The 17,224-nt window shown below is 61.1% G+C and carries 14 protein-coding genes; 11 read left to right on the forward strand and 3 right to left on the reverse strand.

The window, feature by feature from the left end; translation table 11 throughout:
- Positions 1–31: 31 nt before the first annotated feature.
- From BSG20_RS00350 to ribB, 3 genes are all read left to right on the forward strand, one after another.
- Entirely contained in the window at positions 32–3,202 is a 3,171-nt protein-coding gene (locus BSG20_RS00350) for a bifunctional diguanylate cyclase/phosphodiesterase (RefSeq protein ID WP_072370343.1), read from the forward strand.
- A 164-nt stretch (positions 3,203–3,366) separates the two neighbouring features.
- Complete coding sequence (aroC, locus tag BSG20_RS00355; protein WP_072370346.1) at positions 3,367–4,464, forward strand: chorismate synthase; 1,098 nt, start codon at positions 3,367–3,369, stop codon at positions 4,462–4,464.
- A 10-nt stretch (positions 4,465–4,474) separates the two neighbouring features.
- Entirely contained in the window at positions 4,475–5,578 is a 1,104-nt protein-coding gene (gene ribB / locus BSG20_RS00360) for a 3,4-dihydroxy-2-butanone-4-phosphate synthase (protein WP_072370349.1), read from the forward strand.
- Here ribB and BSG20_RS00365 read toward each other — a convergent pair.
- Positions 5,575–6,765 (reverse strand): winged helix-turn-helix domain-containing protein, encoded by a 1,191-nt coding sequence (locus BSG20_RS00365; protein ID WP_072370352.1) that lies wholly within the window; start codon positions 6,763–6,765, stop codon positions 5,575–5,577. The genes ribB and BSG20_RS00365 overlap by 4 nt on opposite strands.
- Before the next feature lie 148 nt (positions 6,766–6,913).
- Between BSG20_RS00365 and BSG20_RS00370 the strand changes: the two genes are divergently transcribed.
- The 3 genes from BSG20_RS00370 to BSG20_RS00380 are packed head-to-tail and all read left to right on the forward strand — an operon-like array spanning position 6,914 to position 8,784.
- A complete protein-coding gene (locus tag BSG20_RS00370; RefSeq protein WP_072370355.1) occupies positions 6,914–7,588 on the forward strand; it encodes an energy-coupling factor ABC transporter ATP-binding protein in 675 nt (224 codons plus the stop codon).
- Positions 7,588–8,208, forward strand: a complete 621-nt coding sequence (locus tag BSG20_RS00375; protein WP_072370358.1) for an energy-coupling factor transporter transmembrane component T family protein — start codon at positions 7,588–7,590, stop codon at positions 8,206–8,208. Before BSG20_RS00370 ends, BSG20_RS00375 begins: the two co-directional genes overlap by 1 nt.
- 12 nt (positions 8,209–8,220) lie before the next feature.
- The gene (locus BSG20_RS00380; protein ID WP_072370361.1) at positions 8,221–8,784 is read left to right on the forward strand and encodes a biotin transporter BioY; all 564 of its coding nucleotides are present in this window, start codon (positions 8,221–8,223) and stop codon (positions 8,782–8,784) included.
- On the opposite strand, the gene BSG20_RS00385 is transcribed toward BSG20_RS00380, so the two are convergent.
- On the reverse strand, positions 8,781–9,176 hold the full coding sequence (locus BSG20_RS00385) for an acyl-CoA thioesterase (RefSeq protein WP_072370363.1): 396 nt from the start codon (positions 9,174–9,176) through the stop codon (positions 8,781–8,783). The genes BSG20_RS00380 and BSG20_RS00385 overlap by 4 nt on opposite strands.
- Positions 9,177–9,336: 160 nt before the next feature.
- Between BSG20_RS00385 and BSG20_RS00390 the strand changes: the two genes are divergently transcribed.
- From BSG20_RS00390 to BSG20_RS00410, 5 genes are all read left to right on the forward strand, one after another.
- Positions 9,337–10,272 (forward strand): histone deacetylase family protein, encoded by a 936-nt coding sequence (locus BSG20_RS00390; RefSeq protein ID WP_072370366.1) that lies wholly within the window; start codon positions 9,337–9,339, stop codon positions 10,270–10,272.
- 2 nt (positions 10,273–10,274) lie between these two features.
- Positions 10,275–10,526, forward strand: a complete 252-nt coding sequence (locus BSG20_RS00395) for an exodeoxyribonuclease VII small subunit (RefSeq protein WP_072370369.1) — start codon at positions 10,275–10,277, stop codon at positions 10,524–10,526.
- A 120-nt stretch (positions 10,527–10,646) separates the two neighbouring features.
- Complete coding sequence (locus BSG20_RS00400; RefSeq protein WP_072370372.1) at positions 10,647–11,570, forward strand: pirin family protein; 924 nt, start codon at positions 10,647–10,649, stop codon at positions 11,568–11,570.
- Positions 11,571–11,676: 106 nt separating this feature from the next.
- Complete coding sequence (gene dxs, locus BSG20_RS00405; RefSeq protein WP_072370375.1) at positions 11,677–13,593, forward strand: 1-deoxy-D-xylulose-5-phosphate synthase; 1,917 nt, start codon at positions 11,677–11,679, stop codon at positions 13,591–13,593.
- Positions 13,594–13,875: 282 nt separating this feature from the next.
- On the forward strand, positions 13,876–15,132 hold the full coding sequence (locus tag BSG20_RS00410) for an MFS transporter (RefSeq protein WP_072370378.1): 1,257 nt from the start codon (positions 13,876–13,878) through the stop codon (positions 15,130–15,132).
- A 117-nt stretch (positions 15,133–15,249) separates the two neighbouring features.
- On the opposite strand, the gene BSG20_RS00415 is transcribed toward BSG20_RS00410, so the two are convergent.
- The gene (locus BSG20_RS00415; protein ID WP_072370381.1) at positions 15,250–17,190 is read right to left on the reverse strand and encodes a methyl-accepting chemotaxis protein; all 1,941 of its coding nucleotides are present in this window, start codon (positions 17,188–17,190) and stop codon (positions 15,250–15,252) included.
- Between the last annotated feature and the right edge of the window lie 34 nt (positions 17,191–17,224).

Consider the following 17,224-nt stretch of genomic DNA (forward strand, 5'->3'; position numbering starts at 1 on the left):
AAAGTCGTCCACGAACATGGGAGACTGGGTTTTGCTTTTCCGCCTCAAAGGCAGCAATAGGTTGCGGCGCGTCTTCAGGAATACCCGTATCGCCTTCCTGGTTTCCAGCCTCGTTGCTATTGTTGTCGTCGTCGTCGGCTTCGGGCTAGACCGCGCCAATACTGCCGCTTATCTGCGCGAACTGACGATGCGGACAGAAAACGAAGTAAGTTTGATCCGCGCGCGGATGACCGCGCAGATCAACATGGACATCACGGTCGTTCGCGACCTCGCCAACATGGTGGCGGTCAATTCCAGCGTAAACGCCGAAGAGATGGAGCGGCAGATCAACTGGCTGCTCATCCAGAACCCCCACTTCCTGAGTATTGCCGTCGCACCGGATTTCATCATCAGCGCCGTCTATCCGCCACAGGCCGGCAAAGGCCGAATCGGGAAAGATGTCCGCGACGTTCTTGCTGCGCGTCAGTCGGTGATGCGCACTACCGGTACGCAGCAGGCGCGCTTCTCTGGCCCGATCAGGGCGGCCGACGGCACGGAAGCCTTCGCGATCTTCTTTCCTGTCTTCGTGAAGGAGAATGGGCAACGCCGGGTCTGGGGTACGGTCGAGGTCATGATCGACGCAGACATGTTCTATCAGAACACCGGCTTGCAGCCAGCGCGCAACAGCGAGAATCAGGAGAAGTATCCGCACCTCGATCACCTCTCGATCGCGGTACGCGACCTCGCTACGGCGAACTCGGCCACGCCCTTCTTCGGTGCGCAGGATCTGCACGAGAAGCAACCGATAACGCGAAAGATCGCCTTTGCCGGTGGGCGCTGGCAGATTGCTGCGGTCCCGAAGACCGGCTGGAATGCGGTTCCCGAGAACCAGTCAACGCTTCGCCTGATCATCGCGGCCGCCGCCTGCATCATGATCATTCCGGTCTTCTTTGCGACCCTGCTACTTGGCGAGCGCAACCGCAACATCGAGCAGCTCAAGGTGCGCGAGGCGACGCTGCTGAAGCTGTCGCAACGCCTCGATCTGGCATTGGAATCGTCGAACATCGGCATATGGGAGTTGCATGATCACGGGCATACGCTGTTCTGGGATGCCCGCGCCGCAGCGCTCCACGGTAAACCCGCAGAAGACGGCAGTCATTCGCTGGAAGACTGGCTTGCTGCGATCGTTCCCGAAGACCGGCCCATCGCGGAAGTCCACTTCTTCAATTATAACGTCGCCGGTTCCGCCTATGAAACACAATACCGCGTCGTGGCCGAGGACGGCACTGTCCGACACCTGCGCTCCATCGGCTCCTTCTATACGGATGCGGCCGGCGACGACAAAACCATCGGCATCGTCTGGGACGTCACCGCCGACGCGGAAGCGGCCGAGACCCTGCGCAAGGCAAAGGATGTCAGCGACATCAAGAATGCCGAACTGGAGATGGCGCTGGACGAACTGTCACGGCGCGAGGCCGAACTTTCCGAGCTCTCCGGCAAACTCGACCTGGCACTCGACTCTTATCAATGCGGCATCTGGGAAGCGACGCTCGGCGATGAGGGTTCCATTTGGGACGATCGGATGCACGAGCTTTACGGGCTGAAGCCAAGGGCCGGCTTTATGACCGAACCGGTCTGGCTTTCCTGCATTTTGCCCGAAGACCGGGACCTTGCGCTCCAGAGTGCCCGTCATTTCAAGCAACTTGGTGACACTCATACGCTGATCTGTCGCGTTCCGACCGAGGACGGTTCGATGCGTTACGTACGCTCGACCGGCAAGGTTCACCAGACCCCGAGCGGTCACATGAAGATCATCGGCGTTGCTTTCGATATCACCGAAGATGCGCTGATGACGGCCCAACTCAAGGCGGCCAAGGACGAGGCGATCGCCAAGAACATCGAGCTCGAGATTGCCAAGAACCGCATCGAACACAACTCGCTGCACGACCCGCTAACGGCTCTCGCCAACCGCCGCCAACTTGATATCGCGCTTGAAAGGCTCACACTCGACGGCTGCAGCGAACGGCAGAAGTTCGCCATCCTCCACATCGACCTGGACAGGTTCAAGGAGATCAACGACACGCTCGGCCACGCCGCCGGCGATGCGATGCTGATCCATGCGTCGCAGGTGTTGTCGCAAAATCTGCGCGGCGATGACCTCGTCGCGCGCATCGGCGGCGACGAGTTCGTGATCCTGGCACTCAATGCCAGTGATGCCGATATGTCCGCCCTTGCCGGCCGGATCATCGAACAGATGCGCCAGCCGATCGGCTTCGAAGGGTTCGCCTGCCGTTGCGGTGTCTCCATCGGCATCGCACTCGCCAATGGCGTGCGCGTCGATGCGCGCAAGGTGCTGATCAACGCCGACATCGCCCTTTATCGCGCCAAGAGCCAGGGGCGGAATCGCTACGAATTCTTCAATCACAACCTCCAGGCTGACATCATCAACAACAAGCGCCTAGCCGACGAGATCCTCACGGGTATCGAGAACGACGAATTTACCGCCTGGTATCAGCCGCAGTTCTCAGCGCGCACGATGAAACTGACCGGCATCGAAGCCCTGGTTCGCTGGCATCATCCGTCCCGGGGACTTTTGACCCCGGACAAATTCCTGAAGATCGCCGACGAGATCAATGTGGTCCAAACCCTTGACCGTATCGTTCTCGACACCGCGCTGAAGGATAAGATGCGCTGGACAGCAAAGGGCATCGACGTTCCGAAGATCTCGGTCAACGTTTCGGCGCGACGGCTGCATGACGAGACACTGGCAGAGTCACTGAGCGGCCTGCAGATTCGGCCCGGCGAACTGTCCTTCGAGCTGGTCGAGTCGATCTTTCTCGACGAAAGCGAGGATGTGGCTGCCCATAACCTCGAGCGGATCAAGGCACTTGGGATCGACATCGAGATCGACGATTTTGGAACTGGACACACATCGATTGTCAGCCTCCTCAAGCTGAAGCCGAAGCGGCTCAAGATCGACCGGCAGTTGGTCCAGCCGATCATGAATTCGCCGCAGGAGCGCGCCCTTGTCAGCTCGATCATCGAGATCGCCCGCTCGCTCGGTGTCGAGACGGTAGCAGAAGGCGTCGAAACGACCGCTCACGCCACCCTCCTAAACGAACTCGGCTGCGACCTCCTGCAGGGCTACGCATTCTCCCGCCCGCTGTCCTTCGAGGACTTCACGCTGATGGCGACCGAAAGTTCCTGGCGCATCGCGTCCTGAAAACCATCGTTTACAATCTGCGGAAACACCATTTCCTTTCGTTGACGGTTTCGAGCAAAGAAAAGGCTTTTGTCGCCGCAGCTTTTTGGCCTATGAGTGTCGCGCATTTTTCAGATGAACGACGCTGCCGGTGACGACCGGTTGGCGCGATCCGGTCGGAACACATGTCGCATAACACATTCGGTCATCTTTTCCGCGTAACCACCTGGGGCGAGAGCCACGGGCCGGCGCTCGGCTGCGTCGTTGACGGCTGCCCTCCCGGCCTGCGCTTCAAGCTCGAGGACATTCAGGCCTGGCTCGACAAGCGAAAACCCGGCCAGTCGCGCTTTGTGACGCAGCGACGCGAGGCCGATCTGGTCAAGGTGCTGTCGGGCGTGATGCTGGATGCCGACGGCGAGACGATGATTACGACCGGCACGCCGATCTCGATGATGATAGAGAATACCGACCAGCGCTCCAAGGATTACGGCGAAATCGCGCGGCAGTACCGGCCGGGCCATGCCGACTACACCTATGATGTAAAGTACGGCATCCGCGACTACCGCGGCGGCGGCCGTTCATCAGCCCGCGAAACCGCTGCGCGTGTGGCAGCTGGCGGCATTGCCCGTCTTGTCGCGCCCGGCGTCAAGGTACGTGGCGCGCTGGTACAGATCGGCAAGCACAAGATCAATCGCCACAACTGGGATTGGGATCAGGTCGACCAGAATCCGTTCTTTGCACCCGATGCGGAGATCGTTCCGGTCTGGGAAGACTATCTCGACGGCATTCGCAAGAACGGCTCCTCGATCGGCGCCGTTGTCGAGGTCGTGGCCGAAGGCGTACCGGCAGGTCTGGGTGCGCCGATCTATGGCAAGCTCGACCAGGATATTGCCTCGCTGCTGATGTCGGTCAACGCCGTCAAGGGCGTCGAAATCGGCAACGGTTTCGAAGCCGCCGAGATCACCGGCGAGGAAAACGCCGATGAGATGCGGATGGGCAATGACGGCAAGCCGTTGTTTCTGTCGAACAAGGCCGGCGGCATCCTCGGCGGCATCTCCACAGGACAGCCGGTCATCGCGCGTTTCGCCATCAAGCCCACCTCATCGATCCTGACCGAACGCCAATCGATCGATGCCGACGGCAAAAATGTCGACATTCGCACCAAGGGGCGGCACGATCCATGCGTCGGCATCCGCGCCGTGCCGATCGGCGAGGCGATGGTCGCCTGCGCCCTTGCCGACCACTATCTGCGTGACCGTGGCCAGACCGGCCGGCTGAAATAGGAACACTGACATGCCTTACGATCAGAAGCGCGTCGTCGATGCGATCCGAGCCTTCGAGGCCGGCGAAATCGTCGTGGTGATGGATGACAACGACCGCGAGAACGAAGGCGACCTGATCGTTGCGGCTGTCCACTGCACCGCGGAGAAGATGGCCTTCATCGTTCGCCACACCTCCGGCATCGTCTGCACGCCGATGCCGAAGGAAGAAGCCCGCCGGCTCAACCTTAATGCGATGGTTGCTGAAAACGACTCGGCTCACACGACGGCCTTCACCGTTTCGGTCGATTTCAAGCACGGCACGACGACGGGCATTTCCGCCGATGACCGGACGCTGACCGTTCGCAACCTGGCCAACCCTAATGTCGGCGCCCACGACTTCGTGCGTCCGGGCCACATCTTTCCGCTTGTCGCACGCGAAGGCGGCGTGCTCATGCGCTCGGGCCACACCGAAGCCGCCGTCGATCTCTGCAAGCTTGCCGGGCTTCCGCCGATCGGCGTGATCTGCGAGCTCGTCAATGATGACGGCACGGTCACGCGCGGACCGCAGGTGGTCGAATTCGCGGAGACGAACGGCTTGAAGCTCGTGTCGGTGGCCGATCTAATTGCCTATCGCCAGCGCAAGGAAACACTGATCGAACTTGGTCAGAGCTTCGATATCGAAACGCCCTTCGGCAAGGCCAAGGCACGTACCTATTCGCTTCCCTGGGATACGATGCAGCATCTCGCCGTCGTTTTCGGCGACATTCGCGACGGCATCGACATTCCGGTTCGCCTGCATCCGGAGAACGTCGCCGAGGACCTTTTCGGCAAGCGCCGTCCAGTCGACAACTACATGAAGAAGATCGCCGACGAAGGCCGTGGGATCATCGTCTACCTGCGCGAAGGATCTGTCGGCGTCGGTCATTCCGATAGCGGCCGCAAGTCGCGCAGCCAGGGCCGGGAAGCACATGTCGAGGCAAAGATCCGTGACAGCGAATGGCTGGAAATCGGTCTCGGCGCCCAGATCCTCAAGGACCTCGGCGTCTCCTCGATCCGGCTGCTGACCAGCCGCGAGCGCCACTATGTCGGCCTCGAAGGCTTCGGCATCAAGATCACCAAGACCGAGATCTATTAAGCCCGCCAACCGTCGAGATAATTGATCTTCTCGAGGCCGGAGAAGCGCGCGAGGCGCTGCAGCTCTGCGTCGAGCCGGTCCTGCCGCCCGGTCGATGCGCGCACTCCAGGCTCCAGCCATAAACGCTTGACGTCAAGGTTTCCGTTTTTGCGGTCGGCTTTCATGTCGATGCGCCCGATCAGCTTGTCGCCTTCAAGGAGCGGAAAGACGTAATAGCCGTATTCACGCTTCGGCTCAGGCACGAAAACCTCGATGCGATAGAAGAAGCCGAAGAGGCGTTCGGTGCGATTGCGGTCGCGGATCATCGGATCGAAGGGGCTGAGCACGCGAACCCGCGGCGGGGCCTCCGGAAAGTCCGAAAGGCTCGCGAGCAAATCGGGGAACGCCCAGGACGCCCGCGGCTTGCCGCCGAGCGCCGGTTCGATCAGTACCTCGGTGAGGTCGCCGCGATGCGCGTTCACCCAGGCTTTCGCTTCGTCGGGCGATAGCAGATCCCAGAAGGCAGCAATCTCGCCGTGCGTGGCAAAGCCCAGTCGCGTCAGCGCGCTGCGGCACGCCCAGTCGACAAATTCTTCGTGGCTGACCTCGGGTTCGTGAAATTCGACAGGAATGACGCGTTCGACGAGATCGTAGATCTTCTGGAAATTGGAGCGTCCGGCGATGGCGAACTTGCCGGTTCGCCAGAAATATTCCAGCGCCGTCTTGTTCGGATGCCAGTTCCACCAGCCGCCGGAGGCGTGCCCATCGGCCTTGATCTCGCGGGCCATGATCGCGCCGTCACGAACGACCCGCTCATACGTCTCATCGAAGGCGTGCTCGAAGCCCTCACCTCGCCATTTGCGCCAACGCTCGATAATCACCTCTTCCTCGTGGCGGAACTTGTGCTTCCAATAGCGGAAGAAGGCGCTCGGCAGGATCGAGGCATCATGCGTCCAGTGTTCGAAGAGCGAGCCCTCCTTCTCCAGCAGTGCCGTCAGGTGCTCGCGCTTATAGGTCTGGTTGCGGGAAAACAGGATCTGGTGGTGCGCCCGCTCCACCGTCTGGATGCTGTCGACCTGGACAAAGCCGAGATCGTGGATGAGCTGCAGCAGTCCGGCCTTCGTCAGCGCCTTGTTCGGCGGCGCGCTTAGACCCTGCTTGGCGAGAAATATGCGGCGGGCATCGGAATTCGAAATGAGATTCGTCATGTGCGCATCATAGGACGGAAAATGTTCCTAGCCACCCGGTAAGTTTGCGCGAGCAGTCGGGAAGAGCAAGCGGCATTCATTGCGAGATTTTGAGCTTTCAAAGCGCGAAATTCATTATAGAACGGCCTCTTAATTCACGAGGGACCAAGTGGATATCCGTTTCGAAGGCGCAGGGGTTAACTATGGTGCGCGCGTCGCCCTGGCGCCGGTGACGCTCCAGCTCACAGAAAAGCGCGTCGGCATCATCGGCCTGAACGGCTCGGGCAAGACGACCTTTGCGCGTCTGATCAACGGCCTGACCAAGCCGAGTGTCGGACGCGTCGTCGTCAACGGCCGTGACACAGCCAACGCGATGGCGGTCCTTACCGATGTCGGCTTCATCTTCCAGTCGCCGCAAAACCAGATCATCCTGCCTATCGTGCGTGACGACATTGCCTTCGGACTGAAGAGCCGCGGCTACAAGCCGGCAGAAATCACCGCGAAGGTGGAGGCAGTCCTAGAGCGCTTTGGCGCCGCCCATCTCGCCGACCGCCGGGCCCACGAGCTTTCCGGCGGGGAGCTTCAACTTGCGGCACTGTGCTCGGTGCTGGCCACCGGACCCGACATTCTTATCCTGGATGAGCCGACCAACCAGCTGGACCTCAAGAACCGCGGCCTCGTGCAAAAACTGGTTGAAAGCCTTCCTGAAAGCGCAATCGTCATCAGTCACGATCTGGAATTGGTTGCGGATTACGAACGCGTGCTGGTTTTCCATGAGGGCAGCCTTGTTGCCGACGCAGCTGCCGCAGAAGCGATCCGCCGCTACAAGGAGATCGCCAGCTGATGAAGTCGCTTTTCGTCGAAGGCAATAGCGCCATGCACCGCCTGTCGGCTCGCGCCAAGCTGCTTGCGCTCGCCACTCTCGGCGTCATGCTGTTCGTTTCGGCGAACCTTCTGCTGCTTGCTATGGCCGTCGTCGTAGCGGCCACGATCTACTTCTGCATCGGCCTCCCGGCGCGGTCAGCGCTTGCGCGGCTAAAGCCGATATTCCTGACCATCCTCGTCGTTGCGCTGTTCAGTCTTGCCTTCAATCCCTGGCCTGTTGCCGTCGTCGCGTTGCTGCGGCTGACCGCATTGATGCTGTTTGCCGCCACGGTCACGGCGACGACGACGATCGCGCAATTCATCGACGAGATTACGCAGCTCGCTCGACCATTACAGAGCATCGGCTTGGTGCAGGCCGATGACGTCGGGCTCGCTGTCGGGCTCGTCGTCCGCTTTGTTCCAGAGATTCTCGGCCGTTACCAGGCTATCCGCGAAGCGCACGAAGCGCGCGGCCTCAAGGCGCGGCCGACAACAGTGCTCGTGCCGCTGATCATCCTGACGCTGAGGGATGCGGATAACATTGCAGCGGCGATTGACGCGCGCGGCGTTCGGCGGCATGTCAATTTGAGAACTCGCTAACAGGAGCCCTGCATGAACACCCGCGACCTCGTTCTCTCCGCCCTCTTTGCGGCAATCATCGTCGCGCTCGGTATTCTTCCGCCGATCACACTCGGCTTCATTCCGGTGCCGATCACGGCGCAATCGCTTGGCGTGATGATGGCAGGCGTCGTGCTCGGCGCACGCCGCGGCACGATCGCTGTCCTGATCGTGCTGGTGCTTGTCGCGATCGGCCTTCCGGTCCTGTCCGGCGGCCGCGGCGGGCTTGCCGCCTTCGCCGCACCGACGACCGGCTTCCTCATCGGCTGGGTGTTTGCCGCTTTCGTCACCGGCTATCTCAGCGAGCGGCTGGTCAAGTCCGAACAGTCAGCGCTGGTGCAAACAGTCGGCTTTTTCTTTGCGGCGATGATCGGCGGAATCGTGGTTCTCTACGCCTTCGGCATCGTCTATTTGGCGGTCGCCGCCCAGCTTGGCCTCTCCAAGGCCTTCCTTGGCTCGATGGCGTTTATCCCGGGCGATGTCATCAAGGCGTTTGTCGCAGCACTCGTCGGCCGCGCGGTGATGGTCGGCTATCCGCTGCTGCCGGTGCGCAGCTAGTCGACAAAGCCATAAAGCCAGTCGCGCGTGTCTTCGGGAAGCGGGACTGGCGAACGATCGTCGCGCGAGCGCGCCTGCCAGATGATCTCGACCTCGGCAGAGCGCTCATCGCCAATGTCGGCCGCAATCATGAAGCCAACCGAACGCACGCCGATCTTGTCGACCGACGCAGTGAACACCACTCTCTCATCGTAATGCAGCGGCCGATGCAGGATGCAGGTCAGCTTGCTGGCGATATAAAGCGGCTCATCCTCGAGCTGCGGCCTCGACGACCAGAAGGTTGCCAGCACCGACTCGGCATAGGAAATATAGGAACCCAAAAATACCTGGCCGTTCATGTCGACGTCGCGGAACGGCACATTCATTTCAACGGTGCGCGTGACCTCGTTCATTGATCTTTCTGCCAATTTTCCCCTCTCCAGACACTAGCCGCGAGGTCGGCCGAAGTAAACGGCGGACTGACGCGGTGGTAGCGGCGCCCGCTTGTTGAAATCGCAGTGTCGAGCCCCATCTGCTGTGGATCATGACGGGACGGAACGATAGAGTGATCCCATGAGCACCCGCCTTTACGAGCACCCGATCTTCCTGGAACACGTAACGCCCGCCGGCCATCCCGAACGGTCCGACCGCCTGCGGGCAATCAACGTGGCTCTGGAGCATCCGAATTTCGCATCGCTCGACCGCAAGCGTGCGCCGCAGGCCGCAGAGGAGGCCGTTCTGCTCGCCCATCCGGAAGAGCACCTGCTTTCGGTCATGCGCCAGGTGCCGCAAGAGGATGGCGAGATCAATCAGCTCGAAGCCGACACCTATGCGAGCCAGAAGAGTCTGGAAGCGGCGCTGACGGCAATCGGCGGCGCCATGGCAGCTGTCGACGACGTCTTCACCGGCAAGGCGGACAACGTCTTCGTCGCCTCGCGTCCGCCCGGCCACCATGCCGAAAAATCGACGGCGATGGGGTTCTGCTTCTTCAACAATGCCGCCATTGCGGCCCGTCATGCGCAGAAGGTGCACGGCGCCGAACGCGTGGCGATCGTCGACTGGGACGTGCATCACGGCAACGGCACCCAGGACATCTTCTGGGACGATCCCTCGGTGCTGTTCTGCTCGACGCACCAGATGCCGCTTTATCCCGGCAGCGGGGCGAAGGATGAAAGCGGCAAGCACGGCACGATTGTCAACGCTCCATTGTCTCCGAATGTCGGCAGTGATCATTTCCGCGAAGCATTCAAATCGCGCGTGCTGCCGGCGCTGTTCGATTTCCGGCCGGACTTGATCATCATCTCCGCCGGCTTCGACGCCCATCACCGCGATCCGCTGGCGCAGATCAATCTGGTCGGCGAGGATTTCGACTGGGCGACCGGGCGCTTGCTCGAGGTGGCTGACAAAAGTGCCGCAAACCGGGTCGTCAGCCTGCTGGAAGGCGGATATGATCTCGAAGGCCTCGCCGAATCGGCCGGCTTGCATATTCTTAGAATGATGAAGGGTTGAGTATGACTGACAGCGCCAAGCCGGATGTTTCCGGTCTTTCCTTCGAGAAGGCGGTTGCCGAGCTCGAAAGCATCGTGGCCCGGCTGGAACGCGGCGATGTGGCGCTGGACGAATCCATCGAGATCTACGAGCGCGGCGAAGCGCTGAAGAAGCATTGCGAAACGCTGCTTTCGGCCGCCGAAAACCGCATCGAAAAGATCCGCCTCGACCGCGCCGGCAAGCCACAAGGCGTCGAGCCGCTGGACGGGGCGTAAGCCATCGTCAGCACGACCATCATCCTGAAGAACAGAGCGTCGCCCTTCGCGCGACAAGTTTTCCTAGTCCGCCATCCGCAATGGGTCTAGCGTAGATACAACGCTCATCGGAGATCTGCGATGTCTTTCTTCCCCGGTAAAGACCCCCTGCCCGGCGACGCCTTCGCCTGCGACGCGATCGAGAACCTCATCATCCCGCGCACCAGCGATATCGGCGGTTTCGAGGTGCGGCGCGCGCTGCCGACACGACAGCGGCGGCTCGTCGGGCCGTTCATTTTCTTCGACCGCATGGGGCCGGCGATCCTCAAGCCGAACGAGGCACTGGATGTACGGCCGCATCCGCATATCGGGCTTTCGACTGTCACCTACCTCTTCGACGGCGAGATCCGGCACCTGGACAGCCTCGGCACCGAGAAGGTCATTCGTCCCGGCGACATCAACCTGATGACGGCAGGACGCGGCATCGTGCATTCTGAGCGCACGCCCGACAACCTGCGGGGCCATCCGCTTTTGATGTCCGGCCTGCAGACCTGGCTCGCGCTGCCCGACGATAAGGAGGAGATCGATCCCTCCTTTGCGCACACTGAAAAGAGCGACATGCCCGTGATCGACGAACGCGGCGTGCGCGGGCGTGTCGTCATCGGATCGTTCGAGGGAATGTCCTCCCCAGTGAAGGTGTTGTCGGACACGCTCTATGCCGATATCAGTCTCGAGGCAGGGGTGAAGTTTCCCTTCGCTGCGGGACACGAGGAGCGGGCGGCCTACGTGCTGTCCGGCGAAGTCGTGATATCAGGCGACACATTTGCCGCCGATCAGTTGCTCGTCTTTCGGCCCGGCGATGTGATCACGCTCGAAGCCGGCAGCCAGGGCTGTCATCTCATGCTGTTTGGCGGAGCAGCGCTGAACTCGAAGCGCTACATCTGGTGGAACTTCGTTTCGTCCTCGAAAGAGCGCATTGAAAAGGCAAAAGAGGAATGGCGGACCGGCAAGTTCGACATCGTTCCGGGGGACGAAGAAGAATTCATACCTTTGCCGGAAGGCTGATCTCCTTTAGAAAGGAGTTTCCGCCGTTCTTGAAATCGACTTTTTTCACCGCAATTTATGGCTTAAAGGCATCCTGCCCAAGAATGACAAGAAAGAGCGCCCACCCGTGACACAACCGCCGAAGACGCCGCTGCTGGACAAGGTTGCCTATCCAGCCGACCTCCGAAAGCTGGAGGATCGCGACCTGCCGCAGCTTGCGCGCGAGGTCCGGGACGAAATGATCGATGCGGTGTCGCGCACCGGCGGTCATCTTGGCGCCGGCCTTGGGGTGGTTGAACTCACGATCGCGATCCACAGCGTCTTCAATACACCGGAAGATCGGCTGATCTTCGATGTCGGGCACCAGTGCTATCCGCACAAGATCCTTACCGGCCGCCGCGATCGCATTCGCACGTTGCGTCAGGAGGGCGGCCTTTCCGGTTTCACGCGCCGGGCGGAAAGCGAATATGATCCGTTTGGGGCCGCTCATTCTTCCACGTCGATTTCCGCCGGCCTCGGCATGGCGGTTGCCTCCGAGCTCGACAAGACGGACCGCCGGGTGATCGCCGTGATCGGCGACGGCGCGATGTCGGCCGGCATGGCCTACGAGGCGTTGAACAATGCCGGCGCGCTCGACGCCCGGCTGATCGTCATCCTCAACGACAACGACATGTCGATTGCGCCGCCGACCGGCGCGATGAGCGCCTATCTTGCACGCCTTGCCTCCGGCCGCACCTATATGGGCTTCCGCGATTTCGGCAAGAAACTGACGGCTTACCTCGGCAAGAATGTCGATCGCGCCATCACCCGCGCCGTCGAGCATGCCCGCGGCTACGTAACCGGTGGCACCATGTTCGAGGAGATGGGCTTCTATCATATCGGCCCGATCGACGGTCACTCCTTCGAACACCTGCTGCCTGTGCTGCGCAATGTGCGCGACCATGCGGAAGGCCCGGTTCTGATCCATGTCGTGACGCAGAAGGGCAAGGGCTATGCGCCGGCGGAAGCCGCTGCCGACAAATATCACGGCGTCAACAAGTTCGACGTCATCACCGGTACGCAGGCGAAGGTGAAGCCGAACGCACCGAGCTACACGAGCGTTTTCGCCGAGACCCTGGTGCAGGAAGCAGAGCTCGACGACAAGATCGTCGGCATCACCGCCGCCATGCCGAACGGCACCGGGCTCGACAAGCTCGCAAGCGTCTTCCCGTCCCGTTGCTTCGATGTCGGGATTGCCGAGCAACATGCGGTGACCTTTGCGGCCGGCCTCGCCGCTGAAGGCTTCAAGCCGTTTGCCGCTCTCTATTCCACCTTCCTGCAGCGCGCATACGACCAGGTCGTGCACGACGTCGCGATCCAGGGTCTGCCGGTTCGTTTCCCAATCGATCGCGCCGGCTTCGTCGGCGCCGATGGGCCGACCCATGCCGGATCCTTTGACACGACCTTCCTTGCCACCCTGCCCGGCTTCGTGGTCATGGCGGCGGCGGACGAAGCCGAACTGAAACATATGGTGCGAACCGCAGCCGCCTATGATGCAGGTCCGATCTCGTTCCGCTACCCACGCGGCGAAGGCGTCGGCGTCGAGATGCCGGTACGTGGCGAGATCCTGCAGATCGGCAAGGGCCGCGTCGTCAAGGAAGGCTCGAAGGTGGCGCTGCTTTCCTTCGGCACCCGCCTTGCCGACTGCCTGTTTGCAGCAGAGGATCTGGATGCCGCCGGCCTTTCGACGACGGTTGCCGACGCGCGCTTTGCCAAACCGCTGGATCACGAACTGATCCGCCAGCTTGCCCGCCACCACGAAATCCTGATCACAGTCGAGGAAGGTGCAGTCGGCGGCTTCGGCAGCCAGGTCATGCAGTTCCTGGCGATGGACGGTCTCCTCGACAACGGCCTGAAGATCCGATCGCTTGTCATGCCCGACGTATGGATGGAACAGGCAAAGCCGGAAGTGATGAACGCCCACGCCGGGCTGGATCGTGCGGGGATCGTTTCGACGGTCTTCAAGGCGCTTGGCCGCGGCCTGGCTGTCGGCGTCGCAGGCTAAATTCCTGCATCTTTGTTGGCGTGAAATGGCGGCCTGAAGCGCAGGCCGTCTGTGCTTTGCACCGCATTGACGACATGCAAATTTCTCTTTAGCTGTAACGACCATGAAAATCGCAATGGTTCTCATCGTGGTGACAGAGCGCATGGGCGGGATGGTTTAGCCGTCCGGCGAAAGCACCCATGCGCGGTAAGCAGGCTCCTGGCGGGGCCTTTTTTTATGCCTGAAGTTCAGCGCGCCTCGTCAGACTTTCGCGATCTCCCACCGAAAAGACGGACCAAAGCCATGACGGGCGACACTCTCATTGACACTTCGAGCACACAAACGACCGGCACAACGGTTGTCCCTTCCACTGCTGGCCCGCCGCGGCTAGCGACCCTCATCCTTCTCTCGGCGCTCGCGGTGCTGCCGGTAAATACGATCTTGCCGTCGCTGCCGCATATTGCCGCTGCGTTCCGAGCCGACTTCGCACTCGTCAACCTCGCGGTTGCCGGCTACGCTATCGCCACCGCCCTGACGAACCTCCTCGCAGGCGCAATCTCGGATCGATACGGGCGCAGGCCCGTCGCATTGATTGCGATTTCCATATTCATTGTCGCTTCTGTTGGCTGCGCGCTCGCGACCGATATTGGCGTCTTCCTTCTATTTCGGGCGATGCAAGCGTCCATAGCGGCCTGCTTCTCCATCGCTCTCATCGTCATCAAGGAAACGTCAGCCGAACGCAAAGCGGCGAGCAAATTTGGCTATCTCGCCATGGGATGGGCGATCGCACCGATGCTCGGTCCTCTGTTCGGCGGGCTTCTGGACGAGTTGTTCGGATGGCGGGCAATCTTCCTCGTCTTTGCGATCCTTGGTACGGCTGCCCTCGCTTTGTCCATACGCGAGCTGAAAGAGACTGCCGTGCTCTCGTCCCGAGCAACGGCGAACTACCTTGCCTCATATGGCCAGCTACTGCGTTCGGCACGGTTCTGGACTTACACGCTGTGCATGACCTTCTCCATGGGCACACTTTATATCTTCCTCGGAGGAGCCCCGTTGGCGATCGGCAGATCGCTCGATGGCTCAACTGCGACACTGGGCTTCTACATGGGAATGATCCCAGCAGGCTTCATCCTGGGCAGCTATCTGGCTGGCCGCTATGCCTCGAGACTTTCCCTCGGCACTATGCTTGTTCTCGCGCGTCTGTTGGCATGCGTGGGGCTGTTGGCCGGCCTGATCCTGTCAATGTCGGGAAATACCCACGTCCTGGCGTTCTTTGGACCTTGCGTGTTCATCGGCATCAGCAACGGGTTGACCATGCCTGCCGCCAACACCGGCGTTCTTTCGGCGAATGCCGAACTTGCTGGAACTGCCGCGGGGCTGGCTGCCGCAATGTCGATCGCCGGTGGAGCGCTTGTCGTCTCGGTTGCCGGCGTGTTTGTCGCGCAGTCAGCGACAATCCAGGCGCTGTTCGCAACGATGCTGATATCGGCGTCGCTCGCATTGTTGGCGGCACTCTGCGCATCTCTTCTGGATCGGCGTATTGCTCAGCCAATAGCCTAGCAGACACGGCCGGTCGGCTAGACGGTGAGCGTGTCGCGGGGTGTATATTCCACCCAATTGGAAAGGGCGACCCGATTGGAGCGCCCTTTCTTATTCGTTCAATGATGAGCCCGTGTCTCAGAACTCGGTCCAGTCTTCCTTGACGGCTGCGGCGGTAGCGGCCTGGCCCCCGAAGGCGCTGGCGACACGATTGTTCAAGGCGCGGGCCGGAGAGGCAACCGGACGCGATGCCGGGCGGGCCGAAGCTGCGCGGGGGGTTGCGGCGACGACATTGTTGCCGAGATTGAACTGCCGCAACAGATCATCGAGCGCGCCGGCCTCCTGAGCGAGCGAATGGCTGGCCGCCGTCTGCTCCTCGACCATCGCAGCATTCTGCTGCGTGCCCTGATCCATGTTATTGACCGCAGTGTTGATCTCCTGCAGACCGATCGACTGTTCGCGGGTCGCGGTGACGATGGCGCCGACGTGCTTGTTGATTTCCTGGACGGCGCCGACGATCTCGGCCAGCGCCTTGCCGGTTTCATCGACCAGCGAGACGCCGGCATTGACCTGTGTGCCCGACGTGTTGATCAGCACCTTGATTTCCTTGGCCGCATTTGCCGAGCGCTGCGCCAGTTCGCGCACTTCCTGCGCGACGACGGCAAATCCCTTGCCCGCCTCACCCGCACGTGCCGCTTCGACGCCTGCATTCAGCGCCAAGAGGTTAGTCTGGAAGGCGATGTCGTCGATCACACCGATGATATTGCTGATCTCACCGGAGGACTTTTCGATCTCCTGCATCGCAGAGACGGCCTTGCGGACGACATCACCGGACTTCTCGGCGCCGAGACGCGTGCGCTCGACCAGCTGGCCGACATCCTCGGCGCGCTTGGCGGAGTCGCGAACGGTGGTTGTGACCTCTTCGAGGGCTGCTGCAGTTTCCTCGACGGCAGCCGCCTGCTGCTCGGTCCGACGTGCGAGATCGTCGGCAGCCGAGCGGATTTCGCCAGCGCCGGCATTGATTGCGGAAGCATTGCGGCCGACGGATTGAAGAGCAGCCTGCAGCTTCTCGACGGCGTTGTTGAAGTCGCTGCGCAGGCGATCGAATTGCGATGCGAAGGGCGTCGTGATGCGAACGGCGACGTTGCCGTTGGCGAGATCCGACAGACCTCCTGCGAGGCCTTCGATGGCAAAGCGAAGTTCTGTTTCCTCGCGGGCCTTCTGTTCGTCGCCCGTCTGACGCTGACGCTCGGCGTCGCTACGCATGCGGTCTGTTTCGCCGGAGAGGCGAAGCTTCTCGATTGCCGCATCCTTGAAAACGAGAACCGACTTGGCCATGCGGCCGACTTCGTCCTGCCGGTCCAAGGCCGGAACGTCGATGTTGTTCTCTCCGCCGGCAAGGCGTCCCATCGCCGAGGTCATGCCGACGATCGGGCGGACGATGCTGCGCGACAGCATCCAGGCAAGAAGGACGGCGGCAAAAGCGGCAGCAATGCCGCCGGTCAGCAGCGTGGCACGGAGATCGCTGCTGGCATCTGCCTGCAGAGCCGCAAGCGCGTTCGACTCGTCGCGCGCAGCAGCCTTGATCTTGGCGGACGCCTGACGGAACCCGTCGAGTTGGCCCTTTGTTTCGTTGACGCCGATCTTGACGATCTGGTCGATCGGCATGTCGGTCTCCTTGCGAGCCTTGGACTGCGGTTCGGCAAGTTCGTGGAAATAGAGATCGGCGGCCTTCTGCATACCGTCGATCTGCTGGACGAAATCACCATTGCCGGCTGCGGTTTCGCGTGCAGCGGCGATCGCCTTCAGCATGCGCTCGCGGTTGGCAAAGATGTCACCATAGGTGCTGTCGCTACGGAACAGCAGGAAGCCGCGCAGGTTGACCGCCTGTTCGAGCATGGCCTGCAGCGCGTCGTCGATCTGGTTGACGAGACGCTCGGACTTCTTCTGCTGCTCGGAGGCGGCCGCAACGGCGCCTGCTTTCGAGTAGACAAAGGCGGAAACGGACAGAAAGATAAGGATCAGCACTGCGAATGTCGCAGCGAGCTTACCGTTCAAGGACATGCTTCTAGCAAACATCAGTCAATCTCTCCTGGCGGCCTGCGGCCATGGC

Origin of the sequence: Rhizobium tibeticum (genome assembly GCF_900110205.1) — a bacterium.
Classification (GTDB): Bacteria; Pseudomonadota; Alphaproteobacteria; order Rhizobiales; family Rhizobiaceae; genus Rhizobium; species Rhizobium tibeticum.

What these genes read in the sequence shown, in the direction of transcription:
- BSG20_RS00375 (WP_072370358.1), top strand. Translation starts at nt 7,588, where the DNA reads ATGAAGTCGCTTTTCGTCGAAGGCAATAGCGCCATGCACCGCCTGTCG.
- BSG20_RS00410 (WP_072370378.1), top strand. Translation starts at nt 13,876, where the DNA reads ATGACGGGCGACACTCTCATTGACACTTCGAGCACACAAACGACCGGC.
- BSG20_RS00385 (WP_072370363.1), bottom strand. Translation starts at nt 9,176, where the DNA reads ATGAACGAGGTCACGCGCACCGTTGAAATGAATGTGCCGTTCCGCGAC.
- BSG20_RS00400 (WP_072370372.1), top strand. Translation starts at nt 10,647, where the DNA reads ATGTCTTTCTTCCCCGGTAAAGACCCCCTGCCCGGCGACGCCTTCGCC.
- aroC (WP_072370346.1), top strand. Translation starts at nt 3,367, where the DNA reads ATGTCGCATAACACATTCGGTCATCTTTTCCGCGTAACCACCTGGGGC.
- ribB (WP_072370349.1), top strand. Translation starts at nt 4,475, where the DNA reads ATGCCTTACGATCAGAAGCGCGTCGTCGATGCGATCCGAGCCTTCGAG.
- BSG20_RS00365 (WP_072370352.1), bottom strand. Translation starts at nt 6,765, where the DNA reads ATGACGAATCTCATTTCGAATTCCGATGCCCGCCGCATATTTCTCGCC.
- BSG20_RS00380 (WP_072370361.1), top strand. Translation starts at nt 8,221, where the DNA reads ATGAACACCCGCGACCTCGTTCTCTCCGCCCTCTTTGCGGCAATCATC.
- BSG20_RS00415 (WP_072370381.1), bottom strand. Translation starts at nt 17,190, where the DNA reads ATGTTTGCTAGAAGCATGTCCTTGAACGGTAAGCTCGCTGCGACATTC.
- BSG20_RS00395 (WP_072370369.1), top strand. Translation starts at nt 10,275, where the DNA reads ATGACTGACAGCGCCAAGCCGGATGTTTCCGGTCTTTCCTTCGAGAAG.
- BSG20_RS00390 (WP_072370366.1), top strand. Translation starts at nt 9,337, where the DNA reads ATGAGCACCCGCCTTTACGAGCACCCGATCTTCCTGGAACACGTAACG.